This window comes from Xanthomonas sp. WHRI 10204 (genome assembly GCF_040202875.1).
Lineage (GTDB): Bacteria > Pseudomonadota > Gammaproteobacteria > Xanthomonadales > Xanthomonadaceae > Xanthomonas.
Window position 1 is genome coordinate 448265 of record NZ_JBEGDW010000003.1, and the last position, 25186, is coordinate 473450.

Below are 25186 nucleotides of genomic sequence, written 5' to 3' on the forward strand. Positions count from 1 at the left end.
CCGCCGAGCCGGCGGCACGAAAACGTCGCGACAAGCTCGGCACTGACACAGCGACACAACCCGCCATGTCTTGGAGCTGCGCCGGGAGCAGCTAGCCGATCCCGGCGCCTGCCATCAGAACGGGTACTGCGGTACCTCGTTCTTGATCGTCAGCCACTGCCAGTGCGTGTACTGCTCCCAATCGGCAGGGCCACCGACGCTGGTGCCGTTGCCGGATGCGCCGGTGCCGCCGAATGGATTGATCACCTCGTCCACCACGGTCTGGTCGTTGATATGCAGCAACCCTGTATGCAGGCGTTCGCCCAAGGCCAGCGCGCGCGACACCGACGCCGACATGATGCCGGCGGCCAGACCATACTCGCTGTAGTTGGCCATTTCCGCGGCTTCTTCGTCGGTATCGAACACGGTGATGTTGATCACCGGCCCGAACACCTCTTCATCGAACACGCGCATGCCGGGGCGCACGTTGGACAGCACGGTGGCCGCGTAGAACAGCCCCTCGTTGGTCGCGCCGGCTTCCACCACGGCACCGGCAGCGACGCTGTCGGTGACGATATCGATCACGCGTTGCAGCTGGCGCTGGTCGATGATCGGGCCCAACGCCACGGTGCCGCTGACCGGGTCGCCCACCGGCAGATGCCGCGCTTTTTCCGCCAGACGCTGGGTCAGCGCATCCGCCACGCTGCGCTGTACCAGCACCCGTCCGGTGGCCATGCAGATCTGGCCCTGATGCAGGTACGCGCCGAAGGCAATCGCCGATGCAGCGCGGTCTAGATCCGCGTCGTCGAGCACAATCACGGCGTTGTTGCCGCCGAGTTCCAGCGCCACCTTTTTCAGATGTCGCCCGGCAATTTCGCCGATGCGGCGGCCAGCGGCAGTGGAGCCGGTAAAGGCGATCATCGGAACATCCGGCGCTTCCACCAACGCCTGACCGATCTGCGCATCACCGTGCAGCACATGCAGCAAGCCCTTCGGCAGGCCCGCTTCTTCCAGCACCTGCGCAATGATCACACCACCGGTGTACGGCGTGCGCGGGTCGGGTTTGAGGATGACCGCATTGCCCATCGCCAATGCCGGTGCAACCGAGCGCAGCGACAAAATCAGCGGAAAGTTGAACGGGGAAATCACCGCCACCACGCCCAACGGCAGATGACGGGCAAGGCTGAGCTGGCCCGCGCCGGTCGGCAGCACCTGCCCAACCGCCTGCAACGGCAGGCCGGCGGACTGCTGGTAGAACACCACTGCTTCATCGACTTCGCGCTGCGCCTTGGGCAGGATGCCGCCGGTTTCGCGTGCGATCAGCAACGCGGCTTCGGCACTGCGTGCCTGCATCACCTGTGCAGCGCGATGGAAGATCGCAGCACGCTCGCGCGGCGCGGTAGCGGCCCAGGCGCGCTGCGCCTGTTTGGCCTGTGCTACAGCGGCGGCAACATCGGCCAGATCGGCCTTGCTCACCTCGTGCAACAAACCGCCGGTGGCCGGCTCATAGATCGGCAACGCGCCGCCGTGGCCGGGCACCCAATCGCCATTGAAGATGCAGCCGTGCCAAGCGGGTGTCGCGGTCGCAGCGACCGCTGCGCTGGGAAGAGCATTCATGGTCTAGCTCCTGCTAAAACAGTGGGGGAATTACAGCGTGGTGGATGCCAGGCCGCCATCGACCGGCAGAGTGATGCCGTTGATCCAGCGCGCGGCATCGGATGCGAGAAACACGATGGCCTCGGCCACTTCGTCGGCATATGCAGGGCGTGTCATGCGCTTGGCGTCTTCCTTGACGCGCTCCTCGCCCAGCATGGCGGCGAAATCGCCAAGGATCGGGGTAAACACCGGCCCGGGCGAGACGTTGTTGACACGCACGCCGCGCTCGGCAAACCACGGCCGCGATTGCAGCAAGGTCCACACGATCAGGGCTTCCTTGAAATACTGATAGCAGGTGTCGTGCGCCACCGGATGCGCGGCCAGCCATGCGGTGCCGGCGTCGAAACTGTCGGTAGCGGCCAGTTGCTTGTGCAGGTCCAGCCGCTGCGGCCATTCTGCACCCAGGATCGACGCAACATTGATGATGCTGCCGCCGGCCACGATGCGCGGCAGCAGCGCCTGGCTCAGATGCCGCAGGCCCAGGTAATTGACGCGTGCCACCACATCCAGCGGTGCGGTGCCCGGCACGCCGGCCACGTTGGCCAGGGCATCGATCTTCTCCGGCAGCGCGCGCACCAGCGCATCGATGGAGGCCGTATCGCCCAGGTCGGCCTGATGGAAGCCATGCAGGGTCATCTGCACCGGAGTGCGATCGACACCGATCACCGTGGCGCCATGGAACCGCGCAAGCCGTGCGACCTCTGCGCCGATACCCGACGCCACACCGGTCACCACGATCGTCTTGTTTTGCAAATTCATTGCCACCCTCCGTAGGAGCCAGCTGCGCCGGCACTAGAACACATGGACGTACTGCAGGTTGACGTTGTTGCCGGAAGCCGCGTTTCTGACTTCCACCGGCAGGTAAAGATTGGCGAACAGGATGTTGTCGGCATCGAACCGCCACACACCGCCCGGGCCGGCGTAGAACACGCGCTGGCGGCTATCGGGCACGCGCTGACCATTGGTGCGGTTATCGCGAAATTGCGTGAGGTAATACGCGTTGATGCCGAACCGCACATCCGGCACCACTTCCCAGGAGGTGGCGAAATTGATCCAGCCCGCGTCGCCGGCCTGACCGTTGCGGAAGGCAAACCCGTCGGGCAGGTTGGGCCGGCGCTCGCTGCGAAAGTTGTAGACGTAGTTGAAGCGTGCGCTGATTTCCCACTTGGGCGTGGGCAGCACCGTCACTGCGTAATTGGGGATCAGCGACCAATAGCCCGAGCCCTGGTTGAGATCGCGGTCGCGGTCGAACTTGCCGATCGGTGCTACCGCGTTGAACTCGAAACGCTGCGAGAACACCGGCCGCCCGTCGCGCATTACCGGCAGCATCTGCACATACGGGCCGAAGGTCAGATCGCCCACGCCGGCGCCGTTGTCGCGCAAGGTGGCGATGCTGTTGCGACCGAACGAGGCATCCAGATTCACCAGCGGCAGCAGCGTGTTGAAGCCCACTACGCCACCGAACAATTTGTAAGGCGTGACGTACGCGATCTGGGTCAGCAGCAGCGTCGAGTCGATGCGCGGGTTGTCGAACACCGGCACATCGTCGCCACGCGCGTCCTTCACCGAATCCAGCGAGGTCTGGCGCAGGTAGGTGATCACCGCCCAGCCGGGCGTGGTGCGGGTAAAGCCATCCAGAAAACTCGTCCCGCCGGTGTTGAGGCCATTGGTCAACGCCATGCTCTGCGGCACGCCCTGCGCCAACGCCGCCCCGCTCGCAAGCAGCCCCACGATGCCGAGCGCTGCACGCACCCGCCACATTGCCTTTACAGCCACGCCACGCACCACCGAGGGTCGAATCACGACGCACATCTCCAGCGTTGGAAGAAAACAGCGGGCGTGCCACCTGGCACGCGATCAGGCAGGGGCGATCCCCGCGCTACGCACAGCACGTGCCATCAAGACGTTGGTGAGATCACGCCGCCCGGCAACGGGCCGGCGCAGAAGACTTACAGCGTGTCGAGCCGATCCAGGCGATCGAGCGCGCGCAGCAGCGGCGCCTCGCTGGTGCCGAGCACCGCACTGAGCTGCTGTTCCATGCGCAGCACTTCGGCTTCGGCATCGGTCAGCAGGGTGACGCCGGCCGGCGTCAACGACAGATGCTGCATGCGTCGGTCCTGACGCCCGCGCACCTGACGCAGCAGACGGCGCTTGACCAGCCGCGCCACCACGATGGCCAGATTCGGAGCCGACACATGCAACACGTCGCCGATCTGGCGCTGGTTGATGCCCGGATTGCCGTCCACCAGCATCAGCAGGGAGAAATCGACCGGCTTCAGATCGAAGGCGGCAACGCACTCCTGGAACATCCGCCGCACCAGCAGTTCGGTGCGGGTGATGCGATAGCCCAGCAGTCGCAGCAGACGCGCCTGGTCCACCGCAGTGATGGCATCGGGCAACGGTGCAGCAGTGGCAGTAGCGGGCATGACGGTTCTCGCGACAAAGGCAGCGGGCGGAGCGGTACGCGCCATGCGCCCGGTCCGCAACGCCGATCCCCGGCGTGCAGCGCATTGTAGACGCGGCCAGGCCTGCCGATGTGGACATGCAGGCTGCCGGTACGAAGGGTGTTTGCGCACGCGTCCGTGCGCCTGCCGCACCGCTCTTCCACGCATGCGCCTGCCATCGGTACAGCAGCGCTGCGATGTGCGGGGGACGGCGGTGATCCAGGCACGGCTTGGACATGAGATCCGGTCGGCAAGTGATTGCGTTCCGGAATAGTTATTGATCATAACTACATTGCCAAGCTGCAGCGCAGCATGGTCGCGCTCGCTAGTCCGCGGACGGGTGCTGGGTGCTGGGTGCTGGGTGCTGGGTGCTGGGTGCTGGGTGCTGGGTGCTGAGTGCTGAGTGCTGAGTGCTGAGTGCTGGGTGCTGAGTGCTGGGTGCTGAGTGCTGGGTGCTGAGTGCTGAGTGCTGGGTGCTGGGTGCTGGGTGCTGGGTGCTGAGTGCTGGGTGCTGGGTGCTGGGTGCTGGGTGCTGGGTGCTGGGTGCTGGGTGCTGGGTGCTGAGTGCTGGGTGCTGGGTGCTGAGTGCTGGGTGCTGGGTGCTGGGTGCTGAGTGCTGAGTGCTGGGTGCTAGGTGCTGGGTGCTGGGTGCTGGGTGCTGGGTGCCTGGTGCCTGGTGCCTGGTGCCGGGTGCCGGGTGCCGGGTGCCGGGTGCCGGGTGGCGGGTGGCGGGTGGCGGGTGGCGGGAAGGCAAGTGCGGATCGCAGGTGAGCCAGCTGCGATGGCTGCAACGGCGTTACCGCCGCAGCCCACTGTCGAGATCATCGATGGCCACGCCCGCCACGCTGCTCATGCAATGCCCGGCAAGGCAGCCCTGCGCAGCGCGCCTACGGCAGCCAGAGTTTCTCGAGATCGCGGAAGCCCCAGTCGGTCGGGCTTTCCATCTGCGCAATGCGGTCCTGGCAGTCGGGCCGCGACAGGTCAATGTCCTGCACCAGCACGTGGCTGCGCAACTTGGCCGAATAGAACACGCGCACCTTGGGCTTGAGCAGCGCGTCCGGGGTCTGTTCGATCACCACGGCCAACTTTTGCGATTCCAGACGCACCAGCGAGCCGACCGGATAAATGCCCAGCCGGCGCACGAACGCCTGAAAGATCGCCGGGTCGAAGTGGCCCTTCCACGACGCCATCTGCTTGAGCGATTCGGCCGGGTCCCAGGCGCGTTTATAGGGGCGGTCGGAACTGATGGCGTCGTACACATCGCACACCGCGCCCATCCGCGACATCAGCGAGATGTCTTCGCCGACCAGGCAGTTGGGGTATCCGCTGCCATCCATCTTTTCGTGATGATGCAGCGCGATTTCCAGCACCACCGCGTTCTGCACGCCGCCGGCCATCAACAGGCGATGCCCATCCAGCGGATGCTGGCGCATCACTTCCATCTCGTCGTTGGTGAGCCGGCCGGGCTTGTTGAGAATGTCCAACGGCGTCACCGCCTTGCCCATGTCGTGCAGCAGGCCGCCCATCGCCGCTTCCACCACCTGCGCCTCGGGCAGACCGAGCTGCCGCGCCAGCCCGCTCATCAGCCCGGCCACAGCCATCGAATGCAGATAGGTGTAGTCGTCGGCGGTCTTGAGCCGCGCCACGCTGATCAAGGCTTGCGGATGACGCAGTACCGAATCGTTGATGGCTTCCACCAGCGGCATGGCCGCCTCGGTGTCGACAGTACGCCCCAGCCGCACGTCGCGAAACATCGCTTCCACCATGTCGCGGCCGTCTTCAAAAATACGCCGCGCCCGCACCACTTCGGCTTCGATCCCGACCTGCGCGGTGACGCTGTTGGTCCGTGCACTGCGCGCGGTGGACGCCGGCTCCGGCGGTTCGAGCTCCGGTTCCGGCGTGGGCGGCGACGATGGCGCATCGCCCGTCTCCTGCTCGTCGACCGTCGCGCCGGTGTCCACATCCAGGCCGCGGGCGGTGTCGATCACCAGTTGCTCGATCCGGCTGCCGTGAATCTTGTCCACGTCGTCGGAATCGACCAGAAAGGACGTTTTCCAGAACGGATGGTGCACCCACGCGCCCAGCAGCTTGTAGACATACATGCCGGGACGGAGTTGGTCGGAGTCGATGGTTCTGAGCATGCCGGCGCTGGTCTGCACAATATCCACGGAAGAGTCCGCCACGGGCTTGGCGGTCTCCGGAGTTATCGGCACCGGTCGCGATTTCTTTGGTCTACGAACGTAACCGCAGCCGCCACATCAACCGGCATTGGGCACCGCAAGCTGAGCAGTTCAGCGCTCCGGCAAGCGCATCGCCACCACCGCAGCAGCGGCGAACAGCAACGGCACGCCACAGGCCAGATACAACATGGCCGGCGACCAACCGGCATCCAGCAGCACCCCGGCGCACAGCGGCGAGGCAATGGCGCCAAGCCGCCCGATCCCGATCGACCAGCCCATGCCGGTGGAGCGCACCGCCGCGGTAAAGACCACCGGCGCCACCGCATACAGCCCCCCCATCGCCGCCGTCAGGGCCGCACCGGTCAGCAACGCGGTGACAAATGCCCAACTCAGCACCGTGCTGCTCAACCCGAACGCGACCATCCCGATCGCTACCAGCACCAGTGCGCCGGCGGTGAGCCGCGACAGGCGCCCGCGCAGGGCCAGCCAACTGAATAGCGTGCCGCCCACAATGCCGCCCAGGTTCAGCAGCACCCCGCCGGTAAGGCCCTCGGCAGCCGACAGGCCGGCGGTCACCAGCAGCTTGGGCGTCCAGCTGAGCACGAAGTAGAACGCAAACATCAGCAGGAAGAACGCCAGCGCGATCAGCAGCGATTGCCGCCGCAGCTTACCCACGAACAAGGCCGCATACCCCTGCGCCTGCCCTGCCGTCTGCGCAGGTGGCAGCGGCAACTGCGGATGCGGCGCCATCCCCATGCGTGCCAGCACCGCATTGAAGCGTGCATGCGCGTGGGGCGGCCGGCGCGCCATCAAAAAGTCCAGCGATTCGGGCAAAAAGGCCAGCACCAGCGGCACGCAGAGCAGCGAGCCGAGCGCACCGAGCCAGAACACCGATGGCCAGGACCAATGCTGCACCAGCAGCGCCGCGATCGCGCCCCCGATCGTCGCCCCGACCGGGTAGCCGGTGGCCTGCAGCACCGTCGCCGTACTGCGCCAGCGTGCGGTGGAATATTCGGCAGCGGTCACCGCCACGCAGGCCAGCATGCCGCCGATCCCGACCCCGGTGAACGCCCGCAGCGCGCCCAGCTGCCACACATCGCCCGCCAGCGCAGACGCGCCCATGCCGACGGTCAGGATGGCCAGACACACCAGGATCAGCGCACGGCGGCCGATGCGGTCTGCCAACGGCGCCAGCAATAGCGAGCCCACCGCCATGCCGACCAGCCCGGCACTGAACAGCGCCCCCAGCAGCTTGCCCGACAGCTGCCAGTCGGCCGATACATGCGGAGCGGTGAATGCCATCGCCATCACGTCGAAGCCGTCGAGCATCGTCAGCAGCACGCACACCGCCACGGCCCTCCACTGGAACGGCGTCATGCGTTCCAGGACAAAGTGCGTGGAAGTTGGGGTGCTTTGGAGCATTGGGGTGTCCTGTGAGATGAGGCGTGCTGGTCTAGTGTCGCTGCAGGACGTGCGGTATCGCGGCGTGTCTTGTGCGCCGTGCTACGCCACGTGGCCGCCAACTGGAAAAACGGGTACGTGTGGCAGACCGCGATCAACGCGTGGCAACCGCATGCACGCTAGGCCGATTGCAGGTGGTGTTCAAGACCGATTACCGCAGTGTTGTGCGCTTATCGGACGGCCGACAAACTGGACTTCGCTTGCGCAGCGATGCGTTCGGGTGTGCTCTTTGCGTTGCCGGCTGCTCCTTCAGGTACGGTGCGCACCTGGAGATCAGGTCCGGCGCGGCCGCAGCGTTATCTCGTTAGCTGTACGAGATCGCCTTCGACGGGAGTGTGCGGTGCTTGTCCGCAGCGTTGCGCCAACTTGCGCAATGCACTTCGTCGGTGAATATCACGGCGACAACGCTCCATGCGGCTTGGAGCGCCTCACAAACCCGCTCGAACAGCCGTCAGGTGGGTACGGACAGCGCGTGCATAACCGGAGCGTACGAGTCGCCCATACCGATTCCGAGCAGCGGCCGTGCCCGTCCAGTGGCCGCGCCGTAGTTTTGTTATCTGTTCCTGGTCATGCATGCATCATGGGCAGCGGACGCACTGGTGTCTGTCGGATCGCGGGATGTGCAGCATGCTCAGGCAGCAACACCGCGTGTACCTTCAAAGGGGCGCTATTCGTCTGCAGCGATTGACCACAGCCTGGCCCAACACACATCGCGGCATGCCGCGTCCATAGCATCCACAACACACGTGCGCATCTGGGGACATTCATTGCGCAGCACGACCGCTGCCGCGGCAATCCGCACCGCACAGGTATCATCCAGCCGTGTCCGCAGTTGGCGGCACGTTGATTGACCGGAGAGTGCCGTGACCCCGATTCGCCCGTTTCTGGAACACACCCCACAGCTGGGTGAACGCGTCTATGTCGACCCGGCCTGCACCATCATCGGCAAGGTGAGCCTGGGCGACGATGTATCGGTGTGGCCAGGCACGGTGATCCGCGGCGACGTCAATCACGTGCAGATCGGCGCACGCACCAATGTGCAGGACGGCACCATTATTCACGTCAGCCACCACAGCCCGTTCAACAAGGCCGGCTATCCAACCATCATCGGCGAGGACGTGACCGTGGGCCACGGCACCATCCTGCACGCCTGCACCATCGAAGACCTGTGCCTGATCGGCATGGGCGCCTGCGTGCTGGATGGGGCCACCATCAAACGCTACGGCTTTGTCGGCGCCGGTGCGGTGGTGGGCCCGGGCAAGATCGTTGGCGAAGCGGAATTGTGGCTGGGCAATCCGGCGCGGCTGGCGCGCACGCTCAGCGACAAGGAAATCGAAAGCCTGCATTACTCCGCGCAACATTATGTGCGGCTCAAGGATCAGTATCTGAGCGCACCTGTCGGCGACTGAGCAGGCGCGCGGCCGACTGCTGACTAGCGTCGATGCACCGGCGCAGGGCTGGTTTTTCAGGGCTGCGTGGCGCGCTCCAACGCCGTCAGCATCGTCAACGCTTGTTCGCGCGATGTGCCGCACATCTCCAGCGACGGCCGCAGGCTGCCGCACACCGCCGGGCGCTGCGGCGACCCGAACAACCGGCAGCCCAGCTGCGCGTCCAGCTGCACGCACGCCACCCCGGCCGGCTTGCCGTTGGGCATGCCGGGGATTGGCGAACTGATCGAGGGCGCGATGCAGCACGCGGCACAGCCGGCGCGGCACGACGTGGCAGAGGTCATGCGCGCAGTTTAGAGCGGCCAGCAGAACGTAGCGAGCGAACGTCAGGTGCGTGTGGGCGAGGCGCGTGGCACTGCGATTCGCATGGTTGGCGACGACGCTGCGGCGCGAATGCGCCCGCCTGACGGTGAGCGCTGTGGTTGTCGTGGCTCCCCCTGAACCAGCGCGCATGCGCGCAGCCTGGAAAACGCGCGTGTCGCGCCGCATCGATGAACCGTTCGGGGTGGCCGCAACGCCTGCCCGGCCACGCGTTCGCCGCATCCGTGCTCGCCTGCCGCCGCGCTCGTGCCTGGCGGCTGCGTGCTACCGTGACCGATCGCCAGAACGTGCCGTGACGGTTGCAGCAGCAACAGTCGCGACGCGCTCTAATTGCCAGCCACCGCTCGCTGATCAGTTGTCGACATCGCCATGCCCGAATACCGCTCCAAGACCTCCACCCACGGCCGCAACATGGCTGGCGCGCGCGCACTCTGGCGCGCCACCGGCATGCAGGATGGGGACTTCCACAAGCCCATCATCGCCATCGCCAATTCCTTCACCCAGTTCGTGCCCGGGCACGTGCACCTGAAGGATCTTGGTCAGCTGGTCGCGCGCGAGATCGAGCGCGTCGGCGGCGTGGCCAAGGAGTTCGACACCATCGCTGTGGACGACGGCATCGCGATGGGCCACGACGGCATGCTGTATTCGCTGCCCAGTCGCGAAATCATCGCCGACTCGGTCGAGTACATGGTCAATGCGCATTGCGCCGACGCGCTGGTGTGCATTTCCAACTGCGACAAGATCACCCCGGGCATGTTGATGGCCGCGTTGCGGCTGAATATCCCGACCGTGTTCGTCTCCGGCGGCCCGATGGAAGCCGGCAAGACCAAGTTGTCCGAACATAAACTCGATCTGATCGACGCCATGGTGATCGCTGCCGACGACAGCGCATCGGACGAGAAAGTCGCCGAATTCGAACGTAGCGCCTGCCCCACCTGCGGCTCGTGCTCGGGCATGTTCACCGCCAACTCGATGAACTGCCTGACCGAAGCGCTGGGCCTGTCGCTGCCGGGCAACGGCACCGTGGTGGCCACGCACGCAGACCGCGAACAGTTGTTCCTGCGTGCGGGTCGCGTGGCGGTGGAACTGTGTCACCGCTGGTACGGCGGCGAAGATCCCGCCGCATTGCCGCGCGGCATTGCCACCTTCGAAGCGTTCGAGAATGCGATGACGTTGGACATCGCCATGGGCGGCTCGACCAATACCATCCTGCATCTGCTCGCCGCCGCGCAGGAAGGCGAAGTACCGTTCGGCATGCGCGACATCGACCGCCTGTCCAAGCGCGTGCCGCAGCTGTGCAAGGTGGCGCCGAATACGCCCAAGTACCACATCGAAGACGTGCATCGCGCTGGCGGCATCATGGCCATCCTCGGCGAGCTCGCACGTGGCGGCCTGCTGCATACCAACGCAGCCACGGTGCACGCACGCACGCTGGCCGACGCCATCGCGCAATGGGATGTCACCCAGACCGGCGATGAGAAGGTGCATACGTTCTACAAGGCCGGACCGGGCGGCATCCCCACGCAGATCGCCTTCAGCCAGGCCACGCGCTGGGACAGCCTGGATACCGACCGCAGCGATGGCTGCATTCGCGATGTCGCGCACGCGTTCTCGCAGGAAGGCGGCCTCGCCGTGCTGTACGGCAATATCGCCCGCGACGGCTGCGTGGTGAAAACCGCTGGCGTGGACGAATCCATCCACGTGTTCGAAGGCAACGCCCGCGTCTATGAAAGCCAGGATTCGGCGGTCAAGGGCATTCTTGCCGACGAAGTCAAAGCCGGCGACATCGTGGTGATCCGCTACGAAGGCCCCAAGGGCGGCCCCGGCATGCAGGAAATGCTGTACCCCACCAGCTACCTCAAATCCAAGGGCCTGGGCAAGCAATGCGCCCTGCTCACCGACGGCCGTTTCTCCGGCGGCACCTCGGGCCTGTCGATCGGCCACGCCTCGCCGGAAGCGGCCGCAGGCGGCGCGATCGGTTTGGTGCGCGATGGCGACAAGGTCCTGATCGACATCCCTAATCGCTCGATCAATCTGCTGGTCTCCGACGAAGAGCTTGCTAGTCGTCGCGCCGAGCAGGACGCCAAGGGCTGGAAGCCAGTAGAGGTACGCCCACGTAAGGTCACAACCGCGTTGAAGGCCTATGCGTTGCTGGCGACCAGCGCGGACAAGGGCGCGGTGCGGGACAAGGCGTTGTTGGGCGGCTGGGATATCTCCGAGCCAGGCCCATGCCGTCCGTCCCCGCTGCCGCGGCCGTGACCAACTGCACTCCCTGACTTGCAAAGACTTACGAAGACTCACGGAAAAACCGTCCTCCGCCCTTCCCCCGCCTGCGGGGGAAGGTGCCCGAAGGGCGGATGGGGGCAGCCACGCGATCACGCGACAAAGCCGACGAACCTAAACCGCGCCACTGCAAAGCACCCTGCAGAACTTCCCTGTAAGCGTGACGCCGGCCAATCCGGCGGATGCCTGGATCCACCCACTGGCGCGGAGACCGAACGGATATTGCCAACCATGGCGCGGCATCGGCATGGGGACACTTGCGCGCTACCGCATGCGACAACACCACCCACCGGGCAAAGCTCATCACTTCCCCCGTACGGAGCAGCAGCGCCCACTCGCATTGCTGCATCATCGCCGCGCGCAGACTGAGCGCCAGTGGCACCAGCCCGTCGCTATCACTCTCGCCATCGCGCACCACGATCTCGTTGCGTGCCAGATCCACATCCTTGATGCGTAGGCGCAGGCACTCCATCAAGCGCATCCCGGTCCAGTAGAGCAGTGCCGCCATCAGTGCATGACGCCCTTCCACCGGCGCCAGCACCGCCATGACCTCCGCCTCGCTCAAGACCGTAGGCAACCGCCGCGGCCGCTTGGCCCGCTCAATCTCGTCCATCCATGGTAAATCGCGTCCCAACACCTCGCGATACAGAAACAGCAAAGCAGCCAGCGCGTGATTCTGCGTCGAAGACGCCACGTGATCGCGCGCCGCCAACACGGCCAGGAACGCTTCCACTTCGCGCCGTCCCATCGTCTCTGGATGGCGTATGCCGTTGGCCAGGATGAAGCGCCGAATCCAGCCAACATAGGCATCCCCGGTGCGCTTGGCACTGCCCAGCCGCCGCAACCGATCGCAGACACGATCCAGCAGCCGAGCCGGTCGTCGCCCGGTAGGCGCTGCCGAAGACGGTTGCCTGGCGCCCGATGCAGACCAGGAGATTGAAGCCGTTCGGTCGGAATGATACGGTCGCATTCAAATGAGTCGCGCAGGGGAATGCGACATGCTTACGCATCGTAGTCACGCACCACGATCGGGATACCGCGTTGATACGACTGGGGTTGCACTGGGTGGGGAGGTTAGAGATTACGTACTACACCCCGGTGCTACGCACTTTTTTGACTTCGAATAGTTGTTAGGCCACAAAGGAATACTGCATGACGCTTGAAGAAGAAGCAGAACGTGCAACTCAGCTGCTAGTCGGAAAAGTTGTTGAGACTGTCTGGCGTCACCGGCCGGGAGAAATCGGAATTCAGTTCAAAGATGGTTGTTGTCTCTTCGCAGACATCAATGGCAATGGACTCGAGCTTTCCATTACAGGCTGCGCAGATGATTAAACAACCGCTGTCGGCTGGGCCGCTGTGGTTGTGGCCTAACAATTCAATCAAGCAGAACTGGCTTCGCCAGTCGGCTTATCTCAAGCGTTAGGGCCCGCACATGCACTTTTTACGACTCGGTAATTTTCTCGCAACCTCCCGCATCACTGGACCTAAGCACAACCTGCTTCAAATTCGGCTCGGTGATTCCGGCGACGAGCTTGTCTGTGAGCGGCTTCCTGCCACGGGCGGGTGTAGACACGCGCCGCTGGCCGAGGATCAACTCATCAAACATGTAATTGATGGAGTGGCAGAAGCAAATCAACAGCTAGGAACGACCTATGTGGTATCGCACATTCGATACGTCGAGAACGACACACCGCCCGAGGTCGTTTATGGCTTCATGGCAAAGCGCATCATTGAGCACCTTCACAGCGGTGGCGAGTTCGCTCAGGGTGTACCGGACAAGCCCTAACAATTCATTCAAGCCGAAACCGCTTCGCGGTTCGGCTTAACTCATGCGTTAGGCAACTATGGGAAGTCACGGTATTGGGGTTTAATTCTTGCCTGCGCTCTTGTGGTAGCGAGCTGTGGTGGTACACGTGACGTCCACGAAAGCCAGCTTCTGCTTTCCGGAACTAGGCGATTCGTGGTGCCCACAACTGCTCGCACCAAAGACAGTCAGTGGTTTACAGGGCGAGCTCACGGAACGTTCTTCGGTGACCGAACGATAGACTGCGTTGAATGGAGCGGCAATTTCGTTAACGGCCTGCCAGACGGAGGATTCCTCGTCTATCAAAGCTGCAACTCGTCGCCCCAGCGCTTTCTCTATAAGCGCGGCACGCGTGTGGCGCCGCCTAACAATTCGTCCAGGCCGACGCCGCTTCGCGGCGCGGTTTAAATCAGGCGTTAGCTGCATATGGTTAGACTCATTGCCGCCGTCGCTTTGCTTCTCGCGTCACATCTGGTGTCGGCCAATTGCCTTGATAGATTCTATGTAGTCAAAGGCCGCGTAGTGAATGCGCAGCAAGAGCCTGTGGCCGGCGCTCTAGTCGGTGCCTCTTGGGTCGAAGCAGGCGCCCCTGCTGGCCCAACAATGGCAACTAGCAATCAGCGCGGAGAATTCACACTCCACTTGCAGTTCCGGCCATTCGTCGGTATCGGGCGGCAAGGTGACATCTGCACCGACAAACTGGAAACGATCAGCGTTCTCGCTGTGCATGGCAACGCCCAATCCGTTGCATTCCAGGTAAAGGTCAGGCACCCAGATACGAAACCTATCCGCTCACCTTTGCTTGTACTCAATTTGCCGCGCGATTGAAGTTGGTGGTGCGGCAGCTAACAATTCTTCCAAGCCGACGTCGCTTCGCGGCGCGGGTTAACTCAGGCATTAGGCGGTGGTTTAGCACATCATTCGCTGGATCCGGCGTCGGCAGGTTCGCTGGCATGCAGGCAGTCGATTCCGGGCAGTGGTCATCACCGTCGCTGCTTGCGGTAAGTTCGCTGCTTCGCCCTTGTACGTCATTGACGCGCCGCGCTCGTCGTATTGTCTTCGTTAGCAGCCCGCACCGGGACGTCGCGGAGCAAGCTCCATCCCGCAAGCTGTGGCACACTTGGTCCGGGCGGCAGTGCTGCGGAGCATGGTTGCACCATCCAACCTTCGCGGCCACTCACTGCCTAACAAATAATCCAAGCCGAAGTTGCTTCGCAACTCGGCTTAGTTCGGACGTTAGGCCTCATGAGCAAACGACAGGCACAGGCACCGACTGCTCCGCTAGATCGCATTCTCATTGATGTGCGCGCTATTGCTGCTCAATGGTCCTTCGTCACTTCCGTTTCAGACCACTTCGCGGGCTACTTCAATGAGCTCGGCCTCACCCTGACCATCGCGCCAGATGCTATCGACCAGGATCTTGTTGCACTTCAAAATGAGCTACTGGTCTACTTGGATGCTTTTTGGGAAAAAAACACACCCACGTTCACGTGGATGGTGATGTTCTCTGATGAGACTAAGACAATGGCGCCACTTATTCTTGGTGATTCCGCCCGCTCGGCTTCTGATCTGCGGGTATGAGGCCTAACAATTCATTCAAGCCGAACACGCTTCGCGTGTCGGCTTAATTCAGGCGTTAGAGCCCTTGATGATCAAATTCCGCGTTCCAACCTTGGTTTTTGCAGCACTCTCGGCCCTGAGCGCCATGGCCACTGGATACATTTTCGTTTCGGCGGTCGCGACGGCCTCGCTAAGGTTCGGATACTGCGGCCCGACATCGCTGGATGCCGCTGAGCAGTACTGCCGCATCGGCATGCAACTTCTTTACCTTTCGTATGCTCTTGCCGGGTTAACGGCTACACTCATCGGCACAACAATCTGGTTGCACTGGCGTCGCCGCAAGGGCTCTAACAATTCATTCAAGCCAAACCCGCTTCGCGGGTCGGCTTAATTCGGGCGTTAGGCACCACATGGAAGATTCAATTGACATTGAGACTTGGGCGAACGCCTTCATTGAGCTCCACTCGATTGAGCAGGAGATCGATACAGACCATCCACTTTGGTGGGCTGTTGAGCGGACATTTCATGGCCTTCGCCGCGATCACGCGGAGGATCTGTGGGACTTTGTGCTTTTTGTGCTTGGCAAGCGGCCAAACGAGCATGTTCTTTCATGTCTCGCTGCTGGCCCTCTTGAGGATCTGATCGCTTACGACGGCAAACACTTCATCGATCGGATCGAGCTGTTAGTCCGGCATGACCCCGCCTTCAAGCATCTAGTCAGCGGCGTGTGGCAAAATCAAACCCCACCCGACATCTGGAGTAGGGTTGAGCAATGTCGTAGCGCTGCATGGTAGTGGTGCCTAACAAGTCACTCAAGCCGACGTCACTTCGTGGCGCGGCTTAACTCAGGCGTTAGGCGCCTTCAAACGCGATCCGTCGGCCCCGAGTAAGCTTGTCTCCCAATGGAAATCCAATGTCACCAAGCGACTTTGACCTTGAGCTTGAAGAACTGCACCGTCGTTCGGTTGGGAGGTTGCTCACAGCTGACACCTTCGACAAGCCCGCGTTCGAAGCGCTCAAGGCATTTCTGTGCGCGAAGGCTGAACTACTAAAAGCAGAACACGTTGTGTCGAAGCAGATCGTGCATTGCCTGCTATCCGCATCGCGAGCAATCGAAAGCCGAGCAGGATACGTTTCACAAGCTCGCGACAACATTGCTATGTCAAATGAGTTCTTCATGCTGCTTGGCCTCATCGCTATCGGGGAAGGCTGCAACGATCGAAAGCCAGCGGTTCCGCGTGTTCGGTAACCAGGCGCCTAACCCTTCCTTCAAGCGGACTGGCGTACGGCCAGCCGCTTAAGTCAAACGTTAGCACCCAGAGGAAGATTTGATGCGGCTTGTAGCTATAGCTGGTTTGTTGATCATTCTTGCAGGAGGCACTCTGCGTGCTCAAGAGCACCCAAAGATCCCCGAACGACCAGCAGCCCTGAGAGCGCTAGATGGTGATTGGGTCATGTCCGGCGATGTAATGGGTAAGCCGGTCACCTATCGGATGGTCGCCGGGCCTACGCTCCAGGGTGCCTTCACCGAAATCCACATGAATGATGTCCAAGTTCCTTCTGAGTATGAGGCGCGTGTACTAATTGGGTACGACGCGGAAAGCAACACTGTCATTACGCACTGGATGGACAGCTTTGGCGCCAAGTATTCAGTTCCGCATGGAACGGGAAACGTCACGGAAACCTCGATTCAGTTCACGATCCCCTACGAGGATGGCGCCTTCCGGGATACCTTCGCTTATAGCCCTGAGACAAATACTTGGCTATTCGTCCTTGAAGCATCACAACCGGATGGCACATGGAAGAACTTTGCGCGCTATAGCGTCCGCCGTCCTTAGCTGAGTGCTAACAATTCATTCAAGACGAACCCGCTTCGCGGGCCGGTTTAATTCAGGCGTTAGGCCTACCGAGCATGAATGATCCAACTACGGAACAAGTGTTTGCCTATCACAAGGCTACTGGCTGCCCAATTAGGCTCGCCCAAAACACGCTTCGCGCAATGGAGCCACTCCTTAGGGAGCGCGTACTGATAGCGATCCAACGACCCAAGCGGCAGCGAGGTTTGGTGGATCCCATACAGGAGGATCCACATGCCGGCCCTCTAGTTTCCGCTTCAGCGGAGGAGGCCAGGGAGTTGGCTCAACATGCCGGTCACATCGGCAGAGGGAGCTGTCATTTTATCTGGCATGAGCAGGCTAGAATCTTGCTTGAGTGTCACAGTATTGTGTGGTTCTCGCCAAAGCAGATGAACCCTCACACCATCTATGACTAGATGGGCTAACAATTCATTCAAGCCGACGCCGCTTTGCGTCTCGGCTTAACTCGGTTGTTAGGCCCAGGCACCACAATGCTCGTTCGCACCTTTCTGGTCATGCCCACTCGTCCATGCAGATTCTGCTTTGCGCTGCAAGATGACAGCGTGTTCGCAGACTTTAATGTGGACGAGAAAGGCCGGTTATTTCTGGTCAGGATTTCTTTTGATGGCTACGCCTGCTGCTACCCTAGTTGGAGCAACCGGGCGGTGAAAATGCCTATCGATGATTCTCAGAAGTTAGTTTGGCTTATAGAGGCCGGTGAGCTGACTCAGCCAGTTGTTTCCAGCCTCCTCAGGTCGTACTTCGTCGCGTGTGGCGAGTCAATCTGGGTAGACGCTTTACAAGAACACAGATTGGTTTGAAGGTGAAGATGGACGGACAGTCCAGGCCTAACAACTCATTCAAGCCGAAGCCGCTTCGCCGCTCGGCTTAATTCAAGCGTTAGGCCGTGGTAGAGCAAATGCGTTGGTGGTTGCCGCTTCGGTGAGTTCGCAGGCGTGCTTGCGGTTGGCTCCGGACAGCAGTCATGACCGTTTCTGGTTGCGTTAAGTACGGTGCTTCGCCTTGGCGAGTCGTTCCCGCGCTGCGCTTGGTGCAGTTGGCATCGGCGGTATCAGGCGCCGCTGCATCACTGGGCAAGCTCCATCCCGCAAGCTGTGGCACACTCGGTCCATGCGGCAGTGCTGGGGAGCAGCGTTGTACCAATCAACCTCTGCGGCCACTCATTGCCTAACAACTCATTCAAGCCGACACTGCTTCGCAGCGCAGCTTAATTCAAGCGTTAGGCCGCTAATTCAACAATGTCCACCTTGCAGCTCATACCACTTACTCTCGTCATAGCAGGATTTGTTGGCGGCGCCATCATTTCAGAGCTGTCGCTTCGTGGAGTCGCAGCGGAGACCAAAGGCCAACTCCTTTCAGCCTTCACGCTGCTGAGGTTCCTGCATCTTTTAGCAATCGCAGCTATTGTTTTGGCAGGCTTCTTCTATCACGCCCCTGTTTGGTGGCTTCTCGCGGCGTATTTCGGTATGGCGACGTTAGTTGCCATGGCCAGACTCCGCAGATTGCCCCTCACTAGCCGCCTCCGTAACTTGCAGGTTGCGTCAGTTTTCTCTGTGTTCGCGAGTGCAGTCGCTGCTGCTTCATCGCATTCTCTGCTGGCCGCAACCTAAGGAACCTCTGAATAATTCATGGCCCAGCGAGAGAGATTTGCAATCCAGGCTAATCACGACAATCGCCGGCACTTAAAATCAAGCACTTGCGCGTGATTTAGTCTGTCCAAGGTATCGATGGGAAACCTATGAAAGAGTTGTTCAGAGCTTCCCTAACAATTCATTCAAGCCGAACCCGCTTCGCGGGTCGGCTTAATTCAGGCGTTAGCTGCTCAGGGGGAGCACGCATGGACCCAAAGCTCAAAGAGCTCGTCGCCCGCACCAATCTCGGGGATCTACTTCAGCCCACAAATCCCGAGATTGACCTAAACCAAACTGTTGAGACGGCGCCCCCCGCCAAAAAGCGAGCCAGTTCGATCGACTGTGGATCCCTTTCAAATCAACTTCGCCACTGCGGACATCGTCGGCAAGCTTCAAGATCCCCGTACGGGCAAGGGCGTAACGACGTTCGCGCTTGTGCTTCTTGGTGGCCCCTTGATGATCTTCTGGATCGGACTGGTGTTCATGGCTTGGACCAGCCCCAATGGGAGCGCCTTCGGCAAACTGTTCGCTTCAGCGCTGGGCTTGGCCATAGCCGGCTTCTGGCCCTATGTCGTTTTCGCTCATCGCCTCAAGCAATCGCAGCGCAGCTAACAATTCGTCCAAGCCGACGCCGCGTCGCGGCGCGACTTAACTCAGGCGTTAGCACAAAGGAGAGCAGATGAAGTACCTATTCCTAGTATCAGCAGTGCTTTTGTCTGGTTGCATTACGACGTCCGGAAGCTACACGGTCACCGCAGCACGGGCCGACGGAACAGCCATGCCCAATTCCATCGTGGCCCAAGGGTCTGGAATTTACACCGCAAGAAATGCATTCTGCCTTGCGCACCCAGGTGCAGTCGTGACAATAGTTAACAACGAGACTAAGAAGGAGCACTCGGCCGAGAGCCCCTACAGGTGCAAATAGCGCTCATCGCTAACAATTCATTCAAGCCGACGCCGCGTCGCGGCGCGGCCTAATTCAGGCGTTAGGTGCCATGCGAAGGGTTCTTGCGGTTATTGCCAGCTTCGTCTCTATAGTTCTCCCGGTTGGCGTCAGCTATGTACTTCGCCCCACGCCGGAGCAGCAAAACCACGCAATGATGTGGCTGCTCCTCGTCGCTGCAAGTCTAGGTGTCTCCACCCTTCTATCTGGGTTCGCCATCTACTACGGTCAAACCAGGTTTCGTGCCCTTCCAGCACCACGCCCTTTGCACCGCAAGCTCGAGCTTGGCGTACTGTTGCTCCCTCCAGTATTGTTTGTGACACTCGTTGCCTCTCGGGTGCTGTCGTCTGGCACCTAACAATTCATTCAAGCCGAACTGGATCCGCCAGTCGGCTTAGTTCAGCCGTTAGGCATTCCAACATGAACCAGCAGCCTGAGACGGTCAAACAGCAAGTTCTGCGTGAAATGTCCATCGCAATTTCCCAGAATAACTGGCAGGCCTCATGTGATCTACTGAGCCTTACCCTAACCATCGGCGAGCCAGAAAATCGATCAGACATCCTCAATGAGCTGCTTGTGATGCCAGGGCACGAGCTTCATCAAGAGGTAACCAGAGAAATCCAACTCCTTCGTAGTCCGTCGAGCGTTCGCTACATTCGTCAGGTTCTCGAAGGTGACTTTCAAATGCTTGAGTACACGTGTTCCGAACCAGGCGTTATTGCCAAGTGGTTCAGCCATGCTCTCGCAGACATCAACACGCCCGAGTCCATCGCGCTCATCAAAGAAATCGCCACATCAGGCAAGCCTGAAGTAGCGGAAGAAATGGCATACCGGCTGAGGCGCCTGAACGCCTCACCCTTCCTTCAAGCGGACGCCTGACGGCGCCGCTTAAGTCAAACGTTATGGCCCGCACCCAGCACTGCATGACACTCTTGATTCTAGATCTCGACGAGACACTCATCCATGCAACCGAAGGTTGCCTGGATCGTGATCCCGACTTTGAGGTTGGACCGTACGCTGTGTACAGGCGACCGGGCCTTAACTCGTTCCTGTCTACGGTAAGTTCGCACTTTGACCTAGCGGTTTGGACTTCTTCTACTCGTCTTTATGCGGTGCCGGTTGTCGCGGCAATCTTCCCACCTGACATCGACCTCAAGTTCATATGGTCCCGCGAGCGCTGCACGATGCGCTTTGATCCAGAGCATCAAGACTATGAGTGGACAAAGAATCTTGGCAAGATAAAGCGCCGGGGTTATCGGCTTGAACAGGTGCTGATGGTAGATGACACTCCCGCCAAACTGGCCAAACACTACGGAAACCTCGTCAGGGTGAAGCCGTTTTTTGGTGATCTAGCGGACCAGGAACTGTTCCGGCTAGGCGAGTACTTGCCCACGCTCGCAAAGGCATCAAATGTCAGAAAGATTGAAAAGCGCTTCTGGCGCAAATTCGCTAGTGAGCCCTAACAATTCATTCAAACCGAACCCGCTTCGCGTGTCGGCTTAATTCAGGCGTTAAGCCGTATGGAGATTTCAATGAGCTGGCCAGATGATGCAGATGGGGATGTTTTTCGGCGCCTTGAAGCCGATGGCTTCGATTTCTCCAAACCCTATGCAGTTGATTACAACGTGGACTTTGGGTCTTGGCCTCCTGCTCCATTGGCACTTGAGGTACTTCGTTCTCAGTACGGCGGCATTGAGGTGATCGAGCCAGATGAGGACGGAGATGGGTATGTTCTCTTCCAAGTCATTGGACCCGTCACCTACGCAGGAGTCATTTCCGTTCAGCGCCGCACCAGCTCAACAATGCAGCCATTTGGCGGCATATGTGAGTCCTGGGGAGTCATGCACTAATGCGGCCTAACAACTCATTCAAGCCGAAGTTGCTTCGCAACTCGGCTTGACTCAGGCGTTAGCCGGCGATGGAGCATCACGTGGAGCTGAAAGATTTCATTTCCGAGACCTTGGTCCAGATTGTGGGCGGAGTTGTTGATGCTCGTGCCAAGGTCGATGCGCTCAATGCCGGGGCACGCGTCAATCCGTTCCTTGACCCAATGGCTGACCAGCTCGCCAGACATGGTTTCACGCTTGCGGGCGGTGATGCGGTGCAGTTCGTTGAGTTTGAGGTGTCGATCACAACTAAGGACGTTTCGGGCACAAAAGGTGGCGCGGGTGTGTTCGTCGCACCCTTCACTTGGTAGCAGCGGACAGTCAAGCAGCGAGCAGTCCGGCAGCAGCAAAGTTTCGTTCCTGGTGCCGCTGACCTTGCCATGCGAGCTTGTCGGATAACAATTCATTCAAGCCGAACTGGCTTCGCCAGTCGGCTTAATTCAGGCGTTAGCCCCTAGGAGATTTGGTTATGCGATTTGGATTATTTGCTGGTCTGTTGTTAGCTGCCTCGACTAGTTCTGCGCAGTCGGTGCACGTCTATGATGGGTACTTGAAAGGCGAGACGTATGTGACACAGTCACCTGCCACTCGATCAGCCTATGTAATGGGCGTTGTAGACGGGCTGCTGAGCTCTGGATTCTACGGAGCCTCTAAGGAAGAGGTGCAGAAGGTTCATGCATGTACTTCTGAAATGAGCAGCGAGGCATTGCGAGACGTTGTTGATAAGTATCTGCTGACCAACAAAGATGTCTGGAAAGACCCCATGAATGTTCTCGTGTCGAACGCGCTAGTGGGGGCTTGCCCGGTGATGCGGCCAGGCGGCTAACTATTCATTCAAGCCGACGCCGCTTCGCGGCGCGGCTTAATTAATGCTTTAAGCCTCACAGGCAATGTCTCGAGTCACCCGATACAGGCTTACTTACCTACTGGTACTAGCGGTGCTGTTGGCTGTTGTGTTTCTTGTCGTCCGCAGCACGGGCGGGAGCAACCTAGTGATGGATCGAAGCGCACCTTAGCGCGCCTGAAATCCTCCTAGCTGGGCCCGCTTGATGAGGCACTTATATCTTTTTGACCTATAGGCGATGCTCTGATCGCCACTTGTCCGACGTCGTGTTGCTGGACAAGCAGGTGCAAGCCAAGCCAGTTATCCTGACCTCCCTACTTCTTCAATAGCGAGAACCGTTTGTGACTACGGAAACGAAGGTCAAGGGACCAGCTTCGTACTTCCCCTCCATCGAGAAGAGCTACGGGAAGCCGGTTGCGCATTGGTTCAATTTGCTTGACTCCGTAAAAGACAAAAAGCATATGGAGCAGGTGGCTTTCCTCAAGACCGAACATAAGATTGGCCACGGCCATGCGAATGCCCTTGTGGCCTACCACAAGGCCCAGCGCGATCTCTAAGCGTTTACCGAAGCCAACAGTTCTTTGCGGTGCTAACTCACTCCAGCATTAGGTCAGGTGGTAGAGATGGCAGATCTTCCCCTTCGGCGTCCCTGCTGCGGGTAAACAATTTATCGAGCGTGGTGGTTTTGACAACTGCGCTGCGTGTCTCTGGAAGGACGATGGCCAGGGTGACGAAGATGCTGATTAGGTCCGGGTTGGCTGAAATAGGCACATCAGCCTTAGCCAGGGCTGGTTGAACTACAGAGAGTTCGGTGCTTGCCGAAAGAAAGATCTCCTTCATGCACGTCCGCCACGTCACGACGAGATGCTGGTTGGGGGTTAGCAATGCCGCTTCGCCGGCCGGCTTCATTCAATCAGTAGGATCCACGATTCATCATGCGCATTCGACAAGCAAACGCGTCCGATCTCGCTTCGATGTGGAGCATCTTCAGGGCAGTTGTTTCAGCGGGTGATGCACTTCCATTCGCTGCTGACTTCGATCTTTCCACGTTTCAGTCGCATTGGTTCGCATCGCAGAGGTCTTACGTCGCTGTCACTGATGCCGCTGTGTTGGGCATGTATAAGTTTGGGGCCAATTATCCCGGGCTTGGGTCTCATGTGGCCACTGCCACCTATCTGGTGGATCCTGAGGCGCAAGGCCTTGGGGTTGGACGTGCGCTTGTCCAACACAGTCTGACGCAGGCAAAAGATGCCGGCTATTTAGCCATGCAATTCAACTATGTGTTGAGCAGCAACGCGCCAGCTGTGGAGCTCTACAAGAAGCTGGGGTTCGCCATCGTCGGTACTTTGCCACAGGCGTTTCGCCATCGCCGACTGGGGCTCGTGGATGTCTATGTCATGCACAGGCCTCTGCATGCAGAGGATGCCCGAGGATTCGTCTAGCCAGCCCGTTGGGCAGATCGGTGTGGTGCCATCTTCGGGTCACCTGCACATCGACGTTGCACACGGGGTGAGTTTGCACGATGCGTAGCGATGCAATCGAGAAGACAACTGGCTGTGGCGGAACTGCAGTTGCTTTCATCGAGGCGCCGCTCTTGTGCGCGTGGCTCACAGACTCCGCAGTGCGCGGTTCAACGGTGTCGGCTCCTGCGGCGTGCCTCGCCAAATGCGTTCTGCCGGGCCGGCGTACGCCTGCGTGCTTCGTTACTTGCATCTTTGCGCCGAAGTCAAGCAACAAGCATCCACTTCGACGCGAATGGGCGGCGACCGCGAGCGCGTCGCCTGCTCCGTGACAGGCTGGCAAGACGATGCCGCGTCAGGCATGGTTAGCGCCTTGTGTCTGCGCGCCGCTCTATCACGCTTGCACTCGGCGCCCTGCACCGCCACTCACACGTTATCGTCAAGGAACGCATGTTCTCCATCTTCAAGAAAAAAACCACACCGTTGTTGATCGTTCGAGCAGATGGAAAAGAGTTGTGTCGCGTGACAGAACAAGATCTCCCTAGCGAAATGACGCCTTCGGTGCAGTTGAAGTTTGGCAGCGTTCTGGAATGTGTGGATTCGGCAGGGGACGTGCGCACGTATGAGCTCGGTAGTGCATCTGGATGGTTCCACTTCTCCGTGCGCGTCCATGCCAATCTGGGATGCCAGGTGGATTGCGTCATTTCCGAGGACCAGCAGCTCGCTGCGGATGCGTTTGCGACCGGCAAGGCATCCGGGATCAGGTTTCAGCCGTTCTTTTTGCCGGGCGCAGAGGTCAGCAACTCCGCGCTTGCAGGCAAGGGGCTGTTTGCGCGCGGGCTGCACTATGGCGGTACGGTCACCAGTGGCAATGTGGTGCTGTCCTGTGTGTGCGACCACTGCCGGCGTTCATTCCTGATCCGCTCCTATCACGCCGGATTTAGCAACGCAGGCTACTTCTACTCGGCATCTGGCGCGTACACCATGACGGTCGACAGCCATCTGCCTGGCAGCCCAGCAGCGCTGTCCGAGCCCGATACTGACGCACTTGGTGCGCTGGAAAGCGCGTTGCCTCTGGCACCCGACGGGTCGAGCTATAGCTACCTCAACCCTTTCCGCTGCCCGCATTGCTCCATGCCATACATCGATTTCAGAGCGAACCCCGGCTTGCGGGAGAGCGAGTACTACGGAAATTATTTTGATGGCTCCACGCTGCTGCGCTATGTCCCGGCAGATGCCTAGCGTTCGCCCTTGATGCACGCAGGCTGGATTGATGCGGTTAGCCGGACGCGATGCAGTGGCGCGCAGTGATGCTTGCGCACAGTGCACGCCATGCCATTCCGATACCCGCGCTATCTTGCAAGACCGACGCTTCCGACCGTCTTGCACCATGAAGTGGGCCGAGCTCT

The 25186-nt window shown here is 60.4% G+C and carries 28 protein-coding genes and 1 other RNA gene; 20 read left to right on the top strand and 9 right to left on the bottom strand.

Features of this window, described 5'->3' with window-relative positions:
- Positions 1-114 precede the first annotated feature (114 nt).
- The 7 genes from ABQZ00_RS18875 to ABQZ00_RS18905 form a co-directional block, all read right to left on the bottom strand.
- A complete protein-coding gene (locus ABQZ00_RS18875) occupies positions 115-1596 on the bottom strand; it encodes a benzaldehyde dehydrogenase (protein ID WP_323538500.1) in 1482 nt (493 codons plus the stop codon).
- 30 nt (positions 1597-1626) lie between these two features.
- Entirely contained in the window at positions 1627-2394 is a 768-nt protein-coding gene (locus ABQZ00_RS18880; protein ID WP_055853410.1) for a coniferyl-alcohol dehydrogenase, read from the bottom strand.
- Between the two features lie 33 nt (positions 2395-2427).
- Positions 2428-3396, bottom strand: a complete 969-nt coding sequence (locus ABQZ00_RS18885) for a SphA family protein (protein ID WP_311260586.1) — start codon at positions 3394-3396, stop codon at positions 2428-2430.
- A gap of 188 nt (positions 3397-3584) precedes the next feature.
- Positions 3585-4061: a MarR family winged helix-turn-helix transcriptional regulator gene (locus ABQZ00_RS18890; RefSeq protein ID WP_115552710.1), complete on the bottom strand. Its 477-nt coding sequence runs from the start codon at positions 4059-4061 to the stop codon at positions 3585-3587.
- Between the two features lie 905 nt (positions 4062-4966).
- On the bottom strand, positions 4967-6220 hold the full coding sequence (locus ABQZ00_RS18895; RefSeq protein WP_323538666.1) for a cyclic di-GMP phosphodiesterase: 1254 nt from the start codon (positions 6218-6220) through the stop codon (positions 4967-4969).
- A 150-nt stretch (positions 6221-6370) separates the two neighbouring features.
- The gene (locus tag ABQZ00_RS18900; RefSeq protein ID WP_323538499.1) at positions 6371-7681 is read right to left on the bottom strand and encodes an MFS transporter; all 1311 of its coding nucleotides are present in this window, start codon (positions 7679-7681) and stop codon (positions 6371-6373) included.
- Between the two features lie 464 nt (positions 7682-8145).
- Positions 8146-8222: non-coding RNA, sX9 sRNA (locus tag ABQZ00_RS18905), on the bottom strand.
- 361 nt (positions 8223-8583) lie between these two features.
- Here ABQZ00_RS18905 and ABQZ00_RS18910 point away from each other — a divergent pair.
- Positions 8584-9129 (top strand): gamma carbonic anhydrase family protein, encoded by a 546-nt coding sequence (locus ABQZ00_RS18910; protein WP_323538498.1) that lies wholly within the window; start codon positions 8584-8586, stop codon positions 9127-9129.
- Between the two features lie 56 nt (positions 9130-9185).
- Here ABQZ00_RS18910 and ABQZ00_RS18915 read toward each other — a convergent pair whose 3' ends face one another.
- Positions 9186-9452: a YkgJ family cysteine cluster protein gene (locus ABQZ00_RS18915; protein ID WP_323538497.1), complete on the bottom strand. Its 267-nt coding sequence runs from the start codon at positions 9450-9452 to the stop codon at positions 9186-9188.
- A gap of 406 nt (positions 9453-9858) precedes the next feature.
- On the opposite strand from ABQZ00_RS18915, the gene ilvD reads away from it, so the two are divergent.
- Entirely contained in the window at positions 9859-11748 is a 1890-nt protein-coding gene (ilvD, locus tag ABQZ00_RS18920) for a dihydroxy-acid dehydratase (protein WP_323538496.1), read from the top strand.
- Positions 11749-11776: 28 nt separating this feature from the next.
- On the opposite strand, the gene ABQZ00_RS18925 is transcribed toward ilvD, so the two are convergent.
- Complete coding sequence (locus tag ABQZ00_RS18925; RefSeq protein ID WP_323538495.1) at positions 11777-12742, bottom strand: phage integrase N-terminal SAM-like domain-containing protein; 966 nt, start codon at positions 12740-12742, stop codon at positions 11777-11779.
- 182 nt (positions 12743-12924) lie between these two features.
- Here ABQZ00_RS18925 and ABQZ00_RS18930 point away from each other — a divergent pair, with 182 nt between their 5' ends.
- From ABQZ00_RS18930 to ABQZ00_RS19010, 18 genes are all read left to right on the top strand, one after another.
- Positions 12925-13104, top strand: coding sequence for a hypothetical protein (locus ABQZ00_RS18930; RefSeq protein WP_115512823.1), 180 nt, complete (start codon positions 12925-12927; stop codon positions 13102-13104).
- A gap of 100 nt (positions 13105-13204) precedes the next feature.
- A complete protein-coding gene (locus ABQZ00_RS18935; protein ID WP_323538494.1) occupies positions 13205-13558 on the top strand; it encodes a hypothetical protein in 354 nt (117 codons plus the stop codon).
- Positions 13559-14821: 1263 nt separating this feature from the next.
- Positions 14822-15157: a hypothetical protein gene (locus tag ABQZ00_RS18940; RefSeq protein ID WP_323538493.1), complete on the top strand. Its 336-nt coding sequence runs from the start codon at positions 14822-14824 to the stop codon at positions 15155-15157.
- Between the two features lie 67 nt (positions 15158-15224).
- Positions 15225-15527 (top strand): hypothetical protein, encoded by a 303-nt coding sequence (locus tag ABQZ00_RS18945; RefSeq protein ID WP_323538492.1) that lies wholly within the window; start codon positions 15225-15227, stop codon positions 15525-15527.
- Between the two features lie 19 nt (positions 15528-15546).
- Positions 15547-15930 (top strand): DUF6869 domain-containing protein, encoded by a 384-nt coding sequence (locus ABQZ00_RS18950; protein WP_161963651.1) that lies wholly within the window; start codon positions 15547-15549, stop codon positions 15928-15930.
- A gap of 119 nt (positions 15931-16049) precedes the next feature.
- Positions 16050-16385 (top strand): hypothetical protein, encoded by a 336-nt coding sequence (locus ABQZ00_RS18955; protein WP_115512827.1) that lies wholly within the window; start codon positions 16050-16052, stop codon positions 16383-16385.
- An 82-nt stretch (positions 16386-16467) separates the two neighbouring features.
- Positions 16468-16974, top strand: coding sequence for a DUF1579 family protein (locus ABQZ00_RS18960; RefSeq protein ID WP_115512828.1), 507 nt, complete (start codon positions 16468-16470; stop codon positions 16972-16974).
- A gap of 1277 nt (positions 16975-18251) precedes the next feature.
- Positions 18252-18623 (top strand): hypothetical protein, encoded by a 372-nt coding sequence (locus ABQZ00_RS18965; protein ID WP_115512831.1) that lies wholly within the window; start codon positions 18252-18254, stop codon positions 18621-18623.
- A gap of 363 nt (positions 18624-18986) precedes the next feature.
- Positions 18987-19256: a hypothetical protein gene (locus ABQZ00_RS18970; protein ID WP_055853439.1), complete on the top strand. Its 270-nt coding sequence runs from the start codon at positions 18987-18989 to the stop codon at positions 19254-19256.
- 751 nt (positions 19257-20007) lie between these two features.
- Complete coding sequence (locus ABQZ00_RS18975) at positions 20008-20466, top strand: hypothetical protein (RefSeq protein WP_115512832.1); 459 nt, start codon at positions 20008-20010, stop codon at positions 20464-20466.
- Positions 20467-20510: 44 nt separating this feature from the next.
- Positions 20511-21050, top strand: coding sequence for an NIF family HAD-type phosphatase (locus ABQZ00_RS18980; RefSeq protein ID WP_323538491.1), 540 nt, complete (start codon positions 20511-20513; stop codon positions 21048-21050).
- A gap of 69 nt (positions 21051-21119) precedes the next feature.
- Positions 21120-21437: a ribonuclease E inhibitor RraB gene (locus tag ABQZ00_RS18985; RefSeq protein WP_115514496.1), complete on the top strand. Its 318-nt coding sequence runs from the start codon at positions 21120-21122 to the stop codon at positions 21435-21437.
- Positions 21438-21517: 80 nt separating this feature from the next.
- Positions 21518-21784, top strand: coding sequence for a hypothetical protein (locus tag ABQZ00_RS18990; RefSeq protein ID WP_153066000.1), 267 nt, complete (start codon positions 21518-21520; stop codon positions 21782-21784).
- A 293-nt stretch (positions 21785-22077) separates the two neighbouring features.
- On the top strand, positions 22078-22299 hold the full coding sequence (locus tag ABQZ00_RS23895) for a hypothetical protein (RefSeq protein ID WP_055853448.1): 222 nt from the start codon (positions 22078-22080) through the stop codon (positions 22297-22299).
- Between the two features lie 359 nt (positions 22300-22658).
- Positions 22659-22874, top strand: coding sequence for a DUF4287 domain-containing protein (locus ABQZ00_RS18995; protein WP_115512835.1), 216 nt, complete (start codon positions 22659-22661; stop codon positions 22872-22874).
- Positions 22875-23109: 235 nt separating this feature from the next.
- Positions 23110-23199, top strand: a complete 90-nt coding sequence (locus tag ABQZ00_RS23900; RefSeq protein ID WP_115515073.1) for a hypothetical protein — start codon at positions 23110-23112, stop codon at positions 23197-23199.
- 53 nt (positions 23200-23252) lie between these two features.
- Positions 23253-23759 (top strand): GNAT family N-acetyltransferase, encoded by a 507-nt coding sequence (locus ABQZ00_RS19005; protein WP_323538490.1) that lies wholly within the window; start codon positions 23253-23255, stop codon positions 23757-23759.
- A 468-nt stretch (positions 23760-24227) separates the two neighbouring features.
- A complete protein-coding gene (locus tag ABQZ00_RS19010) occupies positions 24228-25019 on the top strand; it encodes a hypothetical protein (protein WP_323538489.1) in 792 nt (263 codons plus the stop codon).
- Positions 25020-25186 lie beyond the last annotated feature (167 nt).